We start from the raw sequence: 13,364 nt of genomic DNA, 5'->3' as shown, positions 1-13,364 counted from the left end.
CACACACATTATGCAGGACACATTATGGCTGTAGATATCGACTGCGTCGTCCTGGGAGCCGGCGTCGTCGGCCTGGCCGTGGCGCGCGAACTGGCCCTGGCGGGGCGCGAAGTATTGGTGGTGGAGGCCGCCGAGGCCATCGGCACGGGCACCAGTTCGCGCAATTCGGAAGTGATACACGCAGGCATCTACTATCCGCCAAACAGCCTGAAAGCGCGGCTCTGCGTCGCAGGCAAGCATATGCTCTACGCGTATTGCGCCGAACACGGCATACCCCATAGCCGCCTGGGCAAGCTGATTGTGGCGGCCACCCCCGAACAAAGCGCGCAACTGGGGCAGATCGCCCTGCAGGCAAGGCGCAATGGCGTCGACGACCTCTATGAAATCAGCGGCGCCCAGGCCCGCGAACTGGAACCGGCGCTGAGCTGCGATGCGGCATTGGTGTCGCCATCGACCGGCATCATCGACAGCCATGCCTTGATGCTGTCGCTGCAAGGCGTTGCGGAAAACCATGGCGCCCAATGCGTGTTCCATACCCGATTCAGCCAGGGCCGGATACTGGATTCCGGCGAATTCCTGCTGCAGTTCGAAGGCGATGAAGCCATGGAACTGACCGCCAATTGCGTGGTCAATGCCACGGGCTTGTCGGCGCCGACGGTGGCGCGCCGGCTGCAAGGCCAGCCGCGGGACGCGATTCCCCAGGCCTATTTCTGCAAAGGCAGCTATTTCACGCTCTCCGGGCGGTCGCCTTTCAGCCGGCTTATCTACCCCATGCCCGACAGCGCCGGACTCGGCGTGCACCTGACGCTGGACCTGGGCGGACAAGCCAAATTCGGCCCCGACACCGAATGGATAGACCGCGAGGATTATTCGCTGGACGCCCGGCGCGCCGAGGGCTTTTACGATGCGGTGCGGCGCTACTGGCCCGCCCTGCCCGACAACGCCTTGAATCCGGGCTACACGGGAATACGCCCCAAGATCGTGGGCGCCGGCTCGCCGGCCGCCGACTTCGTGATCGCCGGGCCATCGACCCATGGCGTCGCGGGCCTGGTGAATATGTTCGGCATCGAGTCGCCGGGCCTCACCGCCTGCCTGGCCCTCGCCCAAACCGTCCGCGACGCCCTTACGCAAACACCCCACCTGGCCTGAACCCTGAAGATGAACGATTACATTCTTACCCTTTCCTGCCCCGACCGCATCGGCATCGTGCACAGCGTATCCGGCTGGCTGCTGACGCTGCACGGCAATATCATCGATGCCCAACAGTTCGGCGACTTGGGAACGGAACGCTTTTTCCTGCGCGTGCATTTTCACCTGCCGCTGCCTGCCGACGTGCAGGAGCTGGAGCGCTCTTTCGCCTCGGTGGCGGAAAAATTCGATATGCAGGCGCAGATCTATGACGCCCAGCGCAAGGCGCGCCTGCTGATCCTGGTAAGCCGCCAGGGGCATTGCCTGAACGATCTGCTGTTTCGCAAGCATAGCGGGCAGTTGCCGGTGGAGATCGCGGGTATCGTGTCCAACCACGATGATTTCGCGGCAATGGCCGATTCATACGGGGTGCCGTTCTATCATTTTCCGGTTGCGCCGGAAACCCGCGAGGCCCAGGAGCGGCAGATTCTCGAGCTGGTGGAGCGCGAAAATATCGACTTGGTGGTATTGGCGCGCTATATGCAGATTCTGTCGAACAATCTGTGCCGGGCGCTGTCGGGCAGAGCGATCAATATCCACCACAGCTTTCTGCCCAGCTTCAAGGGCGCGCGCCCCTACCATCAGGCGCACGCGCGGGGGGTGAAGATCATTGGCGCGACGGCGCATTATGTGACGGCGGATCTGGACGAGGGCCCGATCATCGAACAGGATATCGAGCGGGTGGATCACGCGATGAGCGCGCACGATTTGACGCAGGTAGGCAGCGACGTGGAGTCGCTGGTGCTGTCGCGGGCGGTGCGTTCGCATGTGGAGCACCGCATTTTGCTGAACGGCCAGCGGACGGTGGTTTTCCGGTAGATGGCGTTTTTGGTGCCTAAGACGTGTGCCGGTTCTTGATCTGTTGCTGTTCTTAAGACGTGTGCCGGTTCCTGGTGACCTTGTTCTGCGACGCGTTGCCGGTCCAGCGCCTGCGCGCTGGACACCGCCCCGCCTTGCTCGTCCGCGCCTTCGCGCTCCCTTCGCGATCGGCTGGCTCGGCCCCGGACGTCGCGCCACAAGGCCCCCAGGACCCGACCCACTGCGTATCGTTGGTTTGGCAGGCCGCTGGGACGGGTTGGGTGCTTGGCATTTTTCTGTGGTGTCGACGGCTGGCCGAAGATTTTGCGGGGCCGCCAAAAAGTCGATCCCCGCCGGATCGCCTTTTTGGCATACGGGCTGGTGGGTTGAGAGGCTGCTGGATTTGAGGCTTGCCTATACTGCGTTTGAGGCTTGCTTATACTGGGTTTGAGGCTCGCTTATATTTATTTGATCGTTGGATCGTTAATTGGATTGCTGCCTGAATGTGGGGAAAAGGTCGCTTTATAGCTAACGCGACCTACGACTCGCGATCGGTCAACGAGCTCTGATTGACGAATTCGATAGGCATAGAATCATCTTGTACGAGCCATCAATATACGGATCGTTAGCGCATAAGCTGGGCAATACGATACCGTAGGCTAGATAGCATGACCGGAGGAGCTAGACAGCACCACCATCGGCCGGACCTGCCCCTATGCCCAAGCGGGCCGGCTGGCGGCCCGCGCCGGGCGAGCGCGCAAGCTCTTCCGCCACCCGCAACCATCACGCAAGAATGCCAAGCACCCAGCCCGTCCCAGCAGAGATACAAAACCTGGGATGCAGTCGTTGGCGCGGTGGAGGAAGGTAGCGGTCCGTCCGGGGCCGAGCGAGCCGGCCGCGAAGGCAGCCCCGAATGGGGCGAACGAGCGAGGCGAGGCGGGGTCCGCCGCGCTGGGCGGCGGACCAGGCAACGCGGACCGCTACCTTCCTCCACCGCGCCAACGGCGTGTTAAGGACACCCCCAACAGCCAAGCGGCGTGTTAAGAAGAACCGCAGTCGCATCAGCAACAGCGGCGTGTTAAAGACAAACCATCAATGCACGATAAAGACAAACCATCAATGCACGACAGCGACGTGTTAAAGACACTCACAGCCGTCAGCCGCCCTGCGCAACGCCCTCTCGCCTGGGGTCGGAACCGCCTTCCAGGCCTTGCGGCGTCAGCATTATGCCTTGCAAGCCGCTGGGAAAATCCACCTCGCGCACCTCGTGCCCCATGGCCCGCAAGCCAGCCGCCAGGCCATGCAGGGACGTGTTCTTCTCCAGCTCGGTAAACGTGTTGCGGCTGCCCCGGTTCGGAAGCTCGATCGCCTGCTGGATATTCAGCCCCCAGTCCAGCACCCCCAACAGCGTTTTCGCCACATAGTTGATGATCGCGCTGCCGCCCGGCGAACCTATCGCCATGATCGGCTTGCCATCCTTGAGAACCAGCATCGGCGCCATGGAACTGCGCGGACGCTTCAAAGGCTCAAGCTCGTTGGCCACCGGCTTGCCCTCGGCATCGACGTCCGACAGCGAAAAATCGGTCAGTTGATTGTTCAGCAGAAACCCGTCCACAAAGATCTTGCTGCCGAATGCCGATTCTATCGTGCTGGTCATCGACACCACATTGCCTTGGGCATCGACCACCGCCACATGCGTGGTGGAAGGCAATTCGGGGGAGCCATCCTTGCCGCGCAGCGCCAGCATGGCGGCCGGATCGCCCGGCGGCGCGCGGCCTATCGTCCGGCCGGGGCGGATCAGGCTGGCGCGCATGGCCAGGTATTGCGGGTCCAGCATAGCCTTCACCGGGACATCGATGAAATCCGGGTCCGCCACATAGACATCCCGGTCCGCGTAGGCGAGCTTGCCGGCCTCGGCGAAGTAATGCACGGCCTCCAGCGTATCGGGCCGCAGGCCGGCAATCGGCGTGTGCGACAGGATGCCCAGCATCTGCATGACCGCCAGCGGCCCCGAACTGGGCGGCGGCATGCCGCACAGAGTATATATCTTGTAGATCGTACACAGCGCAGTCCGCTCCAGCGGCTGATAACCGGCCAGATCCCGCAGCGCCAGGTCGCCCGGAACCGCATGGCCGGCGACCGCATCGACGATGTCCTGGGCGATGGCGCCCTCGTAGAACGCCTTGGGGCCCTGCTCGGCGATTTGCCGGAACACATGCGCCAGCGCTTCATTGACCAGCTTGTGGCCCACTGGCCAGGGCGCGCCTTGCGCATCATAGAAATAAGCGGCCGCGGCGGGCTGGTCGCGCAGGCCCTTGTTGTCTCCCAGCAAGGCATGCAGGCGCTCCGATACAGGAAACCCCGCCTCGGCCAAGGCAATCGCCGGCGCGAAAAGGCGCGCCCAGCTCAAGCGCCCGTGCTGCTCGTGCATAAGCGCCAGAACCCGCAGCAAGCCGGGCGTGCCCACCGAGCGGCCGCTATTGACCGCCTCCCAGAAAGGAATGGCCTGGCGGCCTTTCATGAAGCGGTCGCTGCGCGCGGCCGCCGGCGCCGTTTCGCGGCCATCATAGGCCTGCACGGATTGCGTTGCCGCGTCATAGGCGACGATGAAGGCCCCGCCGCCTATGCCGGAAGACTGGGGCTCGACCAGATTCAGCACCATCTGGCTGGCAATCAGGGCGTCCGCCGCGCTGCCGCCCTCCGCCAGGATGTCGGCGCCCGCCTGGGTGGCCAGGGGATGGGCGCTGCTGACCATATAGCGCGGCGCATGCGCGACACTCCCGGGGCGCCAGGAAGGCGCAGTGGCGGCTTCGGGATTGACGTCCTGCGCGCTGGCGGGCATGCCCGCCTCGAACGCCCAGGCGCCGGGCCATGCCAGCATAACGGCAAGGCCCAGCGCACAGGCCGCGGCCAGCCGCCGCGCCCGCGCCGCCCGGCGTGAGCACGGCGAACGCCCCGGGGCCGCGTGGCCCCCGCCGGGCTCTCCCGCGACGGCGGCAGGAATCGGGATGGCGCGCTTCGCTATCATGTCTTCGCCTCCTGCATGGGATGCGTGATGCCGGCCAGCCAGGCTTCGAACGCCCGCAGCGCCTCGCTTTGTTCGATTGCCGCCGGATAGCTGAAAAAATAGGCTGCGCGCACTTTCAATACCCCCTCCACCGGAGCGACCAGGCGCCCCGCGTCCAGTTCGTCCTGCGCAAGAAAGCGGGGAATCAGCGCCACGCCCATGCCCGCCTTCACGGCGGCCAGGGTCATGGTGAACAATTCGTAGCGCGGCCCGGCGCTTATGGAAGGCAGATAGGCTTTTTGCTGCGCCTGATACCACTGGCGCCAGGCATCCGGGCGCGACGACATGTGCAAATGCGTCAGCCCGGCCATGGGATGGGCGGGGTCCGCCGCCGCGGCCAGCACGCCGGCGGTGCAGACGGGCAGCAATTCGCCTTCGTCGAACAGTTTGATCCCCGCGGTTTGCGGCCAGATCTGCTCGGCGTGATAAATGGCCGCGTCAAAGGGATGGTCATTGAACTGGAAAGGCAAGGTGCGCACCGACAGGCTGACCGCGATGTCGCCATGCAGGCGCTGGAAATCGGGCAGGCGCGGCACCAGCCAGGTCGTGGCCAGCGTGGGCAGCACCGCCACATGCAGGCTGCGCCCCATGCCCGAGCGCGACATCACCCCCAGGGTGTCCTTTTCCAGTTGCTCCAGATGGTGCCGCACGCGCGCCGCGTACTCGGCCCCTGCGCTGGTCACGGCCACGCGGCGGCGCACCCGCGTCAGCAGTTCGACGCCCAGGCGCTGCTCCAGGCCCGTCACCTGCCGGTACACCGCGCTATGCGTCAAGGAAAGCTCTTCGGCGGCGCGCGAAAACGAACCCAGCCTGGCCGTCGCCTCGAAAGCCTGCAATGCGCCCAAATTGGGAATCCCGTTTCTCATGGTCCTGTCCTGTAGCGATAGCTGCGCGGGCGTAGAATCGGATATTGCGACCCGCCGCCGCAATGTCTTGCATAATAGGCAAGACATTGTGCAATTTTATCAATTGCATTGTGCCATCAACGCACATTATCCTCACCTCCTATGAAAGCAAGCTCAAATTCCGCACTACGTCCCCGCCTGGGCGGCCATATCCTCGTCGATCAGTTGATCGCGCAAGGCGTCAAACATGTATTTTGCGTGCCGGGAGAAAGCTATCTGGCCGTGCTCGACGGCCTGCACGGCGCCGCCATACAGGTCACCGTGTGCCGCCAGGAAGGCGGCGCCGCCATGATGGCCGACGCCCATGGCAAGCTGACGGGCGAGCCCGGCATCTGCATGGTAACGCGCGGGCCTGGCGCCTCGAATGCGCTGGCCGGCGTGCATATCGCCTCGCAAGACTCCACCCCCATGATTCTATTCGTCGGGCAGATCGAACGCGGCATGCGCGAGCGCGAGGCCTTCCAGGAAATGGATTATCGCGCGGTATTCGGCACTCAGGCAAAATGGGTCACCGAAATCGACCAGGTCGAGCGCATACCCGAAATCATTTCCCGCGCCTTTCACGTCGCGACCTCGGGCCGCCCCGGCCCTGTCGTCATCGCGCTGCCCGAAGACATGCTGGTGGAATACGCCGAAGTGGCCGACGCCCCGCGCTATGGTGTGGTGGAAAGCAGCCCCACCACGGCCCAGCTCGACGCCCTGGCGCAGCAGTTGGCGCAGGCCGGCAAGCCGATTGCGATCCTGGGCGGCACGCGCTGGGACCAGGCCGCCGTCGACCAATTCGCCGAATTCGCCACACGCTACAAGCTGCCGGTGGCGGTGCAGTTTCGCCGGCAGATGCTGTGTTCCGTCGAACACCCCTGCTTCGTCGGCGACGTGGGCCTGGGCAGCAACCCCGAATTGATGCAATACATCCAGGACGCCGACCTGGTGCTGCTGGTGGGCGGGCGCATGTCGGAAATCGCCAGCCAGAGTTATACCCTGTTCGACATTCCCGTTCCCGCGCAGACCCTGGTGCACGTGTACCCGGACGCCGGCGAACTGAACCGCGTATACCGCGCCGACCTGGCCATCAATGTGTCGCCGGCCGCGTTTACGCAGGCCCTGGCCGCCTTGCAGCCCGCCCAGCCGGCGGCCTGGTCGGCCGAACTCGAGCGCATGCGCGCCAGCTATCTCGCCTGGACCGATCCGCAAAAAATCAGCCACCCAGGCGCGCTGCAAATGGGCCAGGTCATGTCCTATTTGCGCTCGGCCCTGCCCGACGACGCCATCATGTGCAATGGCGCAGGCAATTATGCCACCTGGCTGCACCGCTTTCACCAGTTCAAGCGCTTTGGCACGCAGCTGGCCCCCACCTCGGGGTCCATGGGCTATGGCCTGCCCGCCGCGGTGGGCGCCAAACGCATCGATCCCTCGAAAACCGTGATCTGCTTTGCCGGCGACGGCTGCTTCATGATGCATGGCCAGGAATTCGCCACCGCCGTCCAATACCAATTGCCCATCATCGTGATCCTGATCGATAACGGCATGTACGGCACCATACGCATGCACCAGGAACGCCACTACCCCGCGCGCCTGTCGGCCACCAGCTTGCAGAACCCGGATTTCGCCGCCTACGCCCAGGCCTTCGGCGGCTACGGCGAACGGGTCGAAACCACCGGGCAGTTCGCTCCCGCCTTCGAGCGAGCCATGGCCAGCCGGAAGCCCGCCATCCTGCATTGCCTGATAGACCCTGAAACCATTTCGCCCTCGACGACGCTGGCAAAGATTCGCCAGCAGGCGCAGGCCGCCCAGGCATAACGTTCAGCCCATGCCCGCCCCGGCAGGCATGGCACTCTCTCACACTTATTTGACACGGAGCCCATCATGTCGGCAGCCCCCTCCTTTCATTGGCAAGACCCCCTGTTGCTGGACGCCCAGCTTAGCGAAGAAGAGCGCATGGTGCGCGATGCCGCGCAAGCCTACGCCCAGGACAAGCTGGCGACCCGCGTGCTGGAAGCTTTCCGCCACGAAAAAACCGATGCCGCCATTTTTTCCGAAATGGGCGAACTCGGCCTGCTGGGCGCGACCATACCCGAGGAATACGGCGGCGCGGGCCTGAACTACGTCAGCTATGGCCTGATCGCGCGCGAAGTCGAACGCATCGATTCCGGCTACCGCTCGATGATGAGCGTGCAGTCCTCGCTGGTCATGGTTCCCATCAATGAATTCGGCAGTGAAGAACAGAAACGCAAATATCTTCCCAAGCTGGCGCGCGGTGAATGGATAGGCTGCTTCGGCCTGACCGAACCCAACCACGGCTCCGATCCCGGCAGCATGGAAACCCGCGCCGTCAAGACGGCCGACGGCTACAAGCTGAGCGGCAGCAAGATGTGGATCACAAACTCGCCCATCGCCGACGTCTTCGTCGTATGGGCCAAGGTCGTCGGCGGCGGCGACGATGGCAAGATCCGCGGCTTCATCCTCGACAAGGGCATGAAAGGCCTTTCCGCCCCCGCCATCCATGGCAAAGTGGGCCTGCGCGCCTCGATCACCGGCGAAGTCGTCATGGACGAAGTCGAAATCGGCGCCGAACAGATGCTGCCGGGCGTCAGCGGCCTGCGCGGCCCCTTCACCTGCCTGAACTCGGCCCGCTTCGGCATCGCCTGGGGCGCATTGGGCGCGGCCGAAGCCTGCTGGCACACCGCCCGCCAGTACACCATGGACCGCAAGCAATTCGGCCGTCCGCTGGCCGCCAACCAGCTGATCCAGAAGAAGCTGGCCGATATGCAAACCGAGATCACCATGGCGCTGCAAGGCTGCCTGCGCCTCGGGCGCATGAAAGACGAGGGCACGGCCGCCGTCGAAATCACCTCGATGATGAAGCGCAACTCCTGCGGCAAAGCGCTGGACATCGCCCGCCTGGCGCGCGACATGCTGGGCGGCAACGGCATTTCGGACGAATTCGGCGTGGCCCGCCACCTGGTCAACCTGGAAGTGGTCAATACCTATGAAGGCACGCATGATGTGCATGCCTTGATCCTGGGCCGCGCCCAGACTGGCCTGCAGGCGTTTTTCTAGGACGGAAAAGCCGCCGCGGGCTTGCTAAGCGCCGGAACCCAGATCGAACAGGCTGGTCGCCTCCAGTTCGAGGACCTGCTCGCCGCGCTGGTTGAACAGACGCCACGACCAGCGGATGATGCCCAGGTCGTCGCGGCTCGATGAAATACGCTTCGAATCGACCGAAGCTTCGAGCCGCAAGGCGTCTCCCGGACGCACAGGCGCCAGCCAGCGCACCTTTTCCAGGCCTGGCGAGCCGAATGACTCGGAATCGTGCAAGGCCGCATCCACGGCCATGCGCATGGCCATGCTGCAAGTCAGCCAGCCGCTGGCGATGAGCCCGTCCCAGCGGCCCTGCTTGGCGCGTTCGGCATCGACGTGAAACCACTGCGGATCATACGATCTGGCGAACGCCAGCATTTCTTCTTCGGTGACCACGACGGGTGGATGGGTAATCACCATCCCCACTTCAAACTCGCTGAATTTCATAGCAAAACCCAAGAACTGATTCGATTAGTAAACCGGGCAGTTTAACCTTCTTACAGATCCTGGTCGACTTGTGGTGGATCTTCCCAAGAGTTGGTATAAGCTTTCACCGGAAGGATGGGCTATGGACACAATATCCGCAATAATTCTGGCTGCCGGCCGGTCGCGACGCTTTGGAAGAGACAAACGATGGGAGCCGATAGACGGCGTTCCCATGCTATTGCGCACCGCTCTTATGTACAAGCGGATGGTTCCGGATACTTTCGTTGTGCTGGGCCCCGGCGATATCGAGCACGAAAGACTTCTGGACGAGCACGGCATAGAGTCAGGGAAATGCCCGCAAGCCCCGGCAGGCATGGGAAACAGCCTGGCCTATGGCATCGCCCGGCGGCCACGGTCCCTGGGGTGGCTGGTGACTCCGGCCGACCTGCCATTCGTTCAGGCGTCGACCATACAAAGCATCCTGACTTCGGCGGGAAGCCATGCGCTTGCGGCGCCCGCCTACCAGGGGCGGCGGGGCCATCCGGTGTGGCTCGGCCAGTGCCATTTCGAGGCTTTGCGCGCCTTGTCCGGCCCCGAGGGCGCCAAATCCATCCTGCAGGCGGCGGCCGGCAAGCTATATGTCGTTCCGGTCGACGACCCGGGCTGCGTGCGCGACATCGACCGTCCGCAAGACCTGGACCTGTCCTAGGGGCCAGGCGCTGGCGCCGACATGGCGGACAGCGGCTCGGCCGGCATAGCCCCGGCATGGGCGGTGCTATCATGGGCGCTTCCAATACCGCTGCCTGGCGAGCCTTTGACTAGCGCCGACATACCATGTCCAACACCCCCCTGAAAACGATAGCCCTGCTTCTCAACGGCATAACGATCCAGCTGGAAATCCAGTGGATTTCACCCCACCGCAAGAACGCGCCCTTGATTGTTTTTCTGCATGAAGGGCTGGGTTCGCTGGCGATGTGGGGCGACTGGCCAGCCCGCTTGTGCGATGCCACAGGGTGCCGCGGCCTGGTGTATTCACGCTATGGCTATGGGCATTCCACGGCCCGGGCCGAAGGGCCATGGCCCAACGATTATCTGGAGTGGGAGGCGAACGAGGCTCTGCCGGCGCTGCTGCGGGCTCTGGATATCGATGCATCGGTCGACAAGCCCATCCTGTTCGGCCATAGCGACGGCGGCTCGATAGCCCTGCTGTACGCGGCCGGCCATCCCGGCGCGCTATCGGCAGCGGTCGCCGTCGCACCGCATGTATTCACCGAAAGCATGGCGCTGGAGCGCATTGCGCATATGCAAGCCAACTACGGCAGCTCGAACTTGCGCAAGGCCTTGCTGCCCTTCCACCGAAATCCCGACCTGGTCTTCCGCGGCTGGAGCGGCCGCTGGCTGGCGCCTGAATTCCGGGCCTGGAATATTGCCGCGGGCCTGGCCGATATTTCCTGCCCTCTTCTGTTGGTGCAAGGCAGGCAGGATCAATACGGCACGCTGGATCAAATATACGAAATCATCCGCCGCGCTCCGCATGCCGAGTCGCTGATCCTGGAAAACTGCCGGCATATTCCCCATCAGGAACAAGCCCAGCCATTGTCGCGGGGTGTCGCGGATTTCCTGTCCCGCCGCCCACCCGGTTTCAGCGGAAAGCCGCCGCCGCGCGGCCCAGGCGGTCATTGACCGCCTGCCAGGCGGGTGTCCGCGGCGGCTGCTCGAACAGCAGGCGCGAGTAGCCCTGCTGATCCAGGCGGCGCAACAGCGCGTACAGCTCGCGCGCATAGGCATCGGGATCGGCGGCGCACACCAGCCAGTCCACATGCGCCAGCGCGGCGTCATGCGCGGGCGCATTGAACACCACTGCCGCCACGCGCGGCGCGCCGCCGCCCCCCGCCTCGGCCAGCGCCGGCAGCAATTGCGCCAGGGGCAGCACCGACAAGGGAGTGCGCGGCGCGTAATGCGCCTTCAAGGAGCCCGATACCTGGGGAGCCGCCGCGTCGGGGCGGGCGGGCTCGATTCCGAGCACGGCGGCTATCTGCGCCGCCGAGACATGGCCGGGGCGCAACAGCACAGGGCCCACGCCCTGGTCCAGGCGCGACAGGTCCACTATCGTGGATTCGATGCCCACTTGCGCCGGTCCGCCTTCCAGCACCATCAGATCCGCCTCGCTCAATTCGGGAAATTCGCTGCGCACGTGCGACGCGTGGGTCGGCGACACCTGCCCGAACTTATTGGCCGAAGGGGCCGCAACCCCCCCTTGCCCGTGGGGCTTGAGACGGGCGAACTCGCGCAGCAGGGCCTGGGCTATGGGATGCGAAGGACAGCGCAGGCCCACGCTGTCCTGGCCGCCGCTGACCGCCGCCGGGATATGTCGGGCGCGCGGCAGGATAAGCGTAAGCGGGCCAGGCCAGAAGGCCTGCATCAAGGCTCGGGCTTCGGCCGGCACCGACCTCGCCCAATAGCCGATATCGGCTTCGGGCGCCACATGCACAATGACCGGATGGTTGGCGGGACGCCCCTTGGCCGCGTAAATGCGCGCTATGGCCTCGGGATTTTCCGCATCGGCGCCCAAGCCATAGACGGTTTCCGTGGGAAAGGCCACCAGGCCGCCGGCGGCCAGGCGTTGCGCCGCCCGGGCCAGCAGCAGGCCCATGTCGGAAGACGGCAGGCCGCCGCTCATGGCTGGAAGGGGATGGCCAGCGCCCGCGCAACCCGCGCGGCCGCGCTTTGGGCGTCCGCCAGCGTCGCGCCCAGCACATTGACGTGGCCCATCTTGCGCCCGCGCCTGGCTTCGGCCTTGCCGTACAAATGCAGCTTGGCGCCGGGCACCGCCAATACGGCGGGCCAGTCCGGCTCGCGCCTGGCGCCTGTCTCCGGATCGAACCAGGCATCGCCCAGGATATTCAGCATGACCACCGAGCAGAGGCAGTCGGTGCTGCCCAAAGGCAGGCCGGCCGTCACCCGCACCTGCTGTTCGAACTGGCTGCTCACGCTGGCGTCCATGGTGTAGTGGCCGCTGTTGTGCGGGCGCGGCGCGATCTCGTTGGCGACCAGGCTGCCGTCCCGCAATACAAAAAATTCCACGCACAACACGCCCACATACTGCAAGCGCTGGGCGATAGCCAGGGCCGCCTTGGCGGCCTGCCCGGCCGTGACCTGATCGCGCGCCTGGGCGTCGACCGTGGAAACGGCCAGGATGCCATCGCGATGCTCGTTGCGGGCCGAGGGATAAAAGACCGCCTGGCCATCGGCGCCGCGCGCCATGACCACCGACAGTTCGCTGGCCAGCGGCAGGAAAGCCTCGAGCACACAGGGAATCGCGCCGAACTCCGCAAAGGCCAGCTGCGCCTCTGCGCGGGTCCGGACCCGCGCCTGGCCCTTGCCGTCGTAGCCCAGGCGGGCCGCTTTCAGCACGCCGGGAAAGAGCGCATCGGGCGCGGCCGCGATGTCCTCGGGCGTGTGGACGGCGGCATATGGCGCCACCGGCGCCCCTGCGCTCTGGATGAAGGCCTTTTCCTGTATGCGATCCTGGACGATGGCGACCGCCTGCGCCGCGGGCCTGACCGCGGATCGGGCCGCGAGCGCCTGCAGGCTTTGCGCCGGGACGTTCTCGAATTCGGTCGTGATCGCCTTGCAGCGCTCGGACAATTGCCGCAGCCCGGCCTGATCGTCGTAGCCGGCGCGGATGTGCATATCGGCTACGGCGCCCGCCGGGCTGTCCGGATCGGGATCCAGCACCGCGACCTTGTAGCCCAGGCTCTGCGCGGCATGGCAATACATGCGCCCCAACTGCCCTCCTCCGATCATGCCTAGCCAGTCGCCCGGCGGTATCGGAAAAGGAATAGAGGCTTCGTTCATGAAAAACAACCTGTCGGCAAGAAAAATGGGAAAAAATAAGA

General features: G+C 64.6%; 11 protein-coding genes. 6 read left to right on the top strand and 5 right to left on the bottom strand.

Annotated elements, in window-relative coordinates; translation table 11 throughout:
* The first annotated feature begins 24 nt into the window (after positions 1-24).
* Together BUB23_RS12480 and purU are read left to right on the top strand one after the other, a co-directional pair.
* A complete protein-coding gene (locus BUB23_RS12480) occupies positions 25-1,149 on the top strand; it encodes an NAD(P)/FAD-dependent oxidoreductase (protein WP_073103492.1) in 1,125 nt (374 codons plus the stop codon).
* 3 nt (positions 1,150-1,152) lie between these two features.
* Positions 1,153-2,007: a formyltetrahydrofolate deformylase gene (gene purU, locus BUB23_RS12475; protein WP_143160971.1), complete on the top strand. Its 855-nt coding sequence runs from the start codon at positions 1,153-1,155 to the stop codon at positions 2,005-2,007.
* Between the two features lie 1,135 nt (positions 2,008-3,142).
* Here the strand turns inward: purU and ggt are convergent.
* Both ggt and BUB23_RS12465 read right to left on the bottom strand, forming a co-directional pair.
* On the bottom strand, positions 3,143-4,867 hold the full coding sequence (ggt, locus tag BUB23_RS12470; protein ID WP_073103780.1) for a gamma-glutamyltransferase: 1,725 nt from the start codon (positions 4,865-4,867) through the stop codon (positions 3,143-3,145).
* Positions 4,868-5,010: 143 nt separating this feature from the next.
* The gene (locus BUB23_RS12465; protein WP_073103489.1) at positions 5,011-5,919 is read right to left on the bottom strand and encodes a LysR substrate-binding domain-containing protein; all 909 of its coding nucleotides are present in this window, start codon (positions 5,917-5,919) and stop codon (positions 5,011-5,013) included.
* Between the two features lie 141 nt (positions 5,920-6,060).
* On the opposite strand from BUB23_RS12465, the gene BUB23_RS12460 reads away from it, so the two are divergent.
* Together BUB23_RS12460 and BUB23_RS12455 are read left to right on the top strand one after the other, a co-directional pair.
* The gene (locus BUB23_RS12460) at positions 6,061-7,758 is read left to right on the top strand and encodes a thiamine pyrophosphate-binding protein (protein WP_073103487.1); all 1,698 of its coding nucleotides are present in this window, start codon (positions 6,061-6,063) and stop codon (positions 7,756-7,758) included.
* A gap of 66 nt (positions 7,759-7,824) precedes the next feature.
* A complete protein-coding gene (locus tag BUB23_RS12455) occupies positions 7,825-9,018 on the top strand; it encodes an acyl-CoA dehydrogenase (protein ID WP_073103486.1) in 1,194 nt (397 codons plus the stop codon).
* A gap of 24 nt (positions 9,019-9,042) precedes the next feature.
* Here BUB23_RS12455 and BUB23_RS12450 read toward each other — a convergent pair whose 3' ends face one another.
* On the bottom strand, positions 9,043-9,486 hold the full coding sequence (locus tag BUB23_RS12450) for a MaoC family dehydratase (RefSeq protein ID WP_073103484.1): 444 nt from the start codon (positions 9,484-9,486) through the stop codon (positions 9,043-9,045).
* A gap of 121 nt (positions 9,487-9,607) precedes the next feature.
* On the opposite strand from BUB23_RS12450, the gene BUB23_RS12445 reads away from it, so the two are divergent.
* Both BUB23_RS12445 and BUB23_RS12440 read left to right on the top strand, forming a co-directional pair.
* Positions 9,608-10,174, top strand: coding sequence for a nucleotidyltransferase family protein (locus tag BUB23_RS12445; RefSeq protein ID WP_073103483.1), 567 nt, complete (start codon positions 9,608-9,610; stop codon positions 10,172-10,174).
* Positions 10,175-10,299: 125 nt separating this feature from the next.
* Positions 10,300-11,148, top strand: a complete 849-nt coding sequence (locus tag BUB23_RS12440) for an alpha/beta fold hydrolase (RefSeq protein WP_073103481.1) — start codon at positions 10,300-10,302, stop codon at positions 11,146-11,148.
* Here BUB23_RS12440 and BUB23_RS12435 read toward each other — a convergent pair.
* Both BUB23_RS12435 and BUB23_RS12430 read right to left on the bottom strand, forming a co-directional pair.
* On the bottom strand, positions 11,108-12,145 hold the full coding sequence (locus BUB23_RS12435; RefSeq protein WP_073103479.1) for an L-threonylcarbamoyladenylate synthase: 1,038 nt from the start codon (positions 12,143-12,145) through the stop codon (positions 11,108-11,110). The genes BUB23_RS12440 and BUB23_RS12435 overlap by 41 nt on opposite strands.
* Entirely contained in the window at positions 12,142-13,323 is a 1,182-nt protein-coding gene (locus BUB23_RS12430; RefSeq protein ID WP_073103778.1) for a 5-(carboxyamino)imidazole ribonucleotide synthase, read from the bottom strand. The genes BUB23_RS12435 and BUB23_RS12430 overlap by 4 nt, the downstream gene beginning before the upstream one ends.
* Between the last annotated feature and the right edge of the window lie 41 nt (positions 13,324-13,364).

It is taken from the genome of Pollutimonas bauzanensis (assembly GCF_900129885.1).
Taxonomy (GTDB): domain Bacteria; phylum Pseudomonadota; class Gammaproteobacteria; order Burkholderiales; family Burkholderiaceae_B; genus Pollutimonas; species Pollutimonas bauzanensis.
Note: the sequence above shows the minus strand (reverse complement) of the source record. Positions and strands in the feature narration are given on the sequence as shown.

Bases quoted from the DNA above. Each gene is read 5' to 3' on its own strand.
- BUB23_RS12455 (WP_073103486.1), top strand. From the start codon at position 7,825: ATGTCGGCAGCCCCCTCCTTTCATTGGCAAGACCCCCTGTTGCTGGAC.
- BUB23_RS12440 (WP_073103481.1), top strand. From the start codon at position 10,300: ATGTCCAACACCCCCCTGAAAACGATAGCCCTGCTTCTCAACGGCATA.
- BUB23_RS12465 (WP_073103489.1), bottom strand. From the start codon at position 5,919: ATGAGAAACGGGATTCCCAATTTGGGCGCATTGCAGGCTTTCGAGGCG.
- BUB23_RS12480 (WP_073103492.1), top strand. From the start codon at position 25: ATGGCTGTAGATATCGACTGCGTCGTCCTGGGAGCCGGCGTCGTCGGC.
- BUB23_RS12430 (WP_073103778.1), bottom strand. From the start codon at position 13,323: ATGAACGAAGCCTCTATTCCTTTTCCGATACCGCCGGGCGACTGGCTA.
- BUB23_RS12450 (WP_073103484.1), bottom strand. From the start codon at position 9,486: ATGAAATTCAGCGAGTTTGAAGTGGGGATGGTGATTACCCATCCACCC.
- BUB23_RS12435 (WP_073103479.1), bottom strand. From the start codon at position 12,145: ATGAGCGGCGGCCTGCCGTCTTCCGACATGGGCCTGCTGCTGGCCCGG.
- ggt (WP_073103780.1), bottom strand. From the start codon at position 4,867: ATGCTGGCATGGCCCGGCGCCTGGGCGTTCGAGGCGGGCATGCCCGCC.
- BUB23_RS12460 (WP_073103487.1), top strand. From the start codon at position 6,061: ATGAAAGCAAGCTCAAATTCCGCACTACGTCCCCGCCTGGGCGGCCAT.
- BUB23_RS12445 (WP_073103483.1), top strand. From the start codon at position 9,608: ATGGACACAATATCCGCAATAATTCTGGCTGCCGGCCGGTCGCGACGC.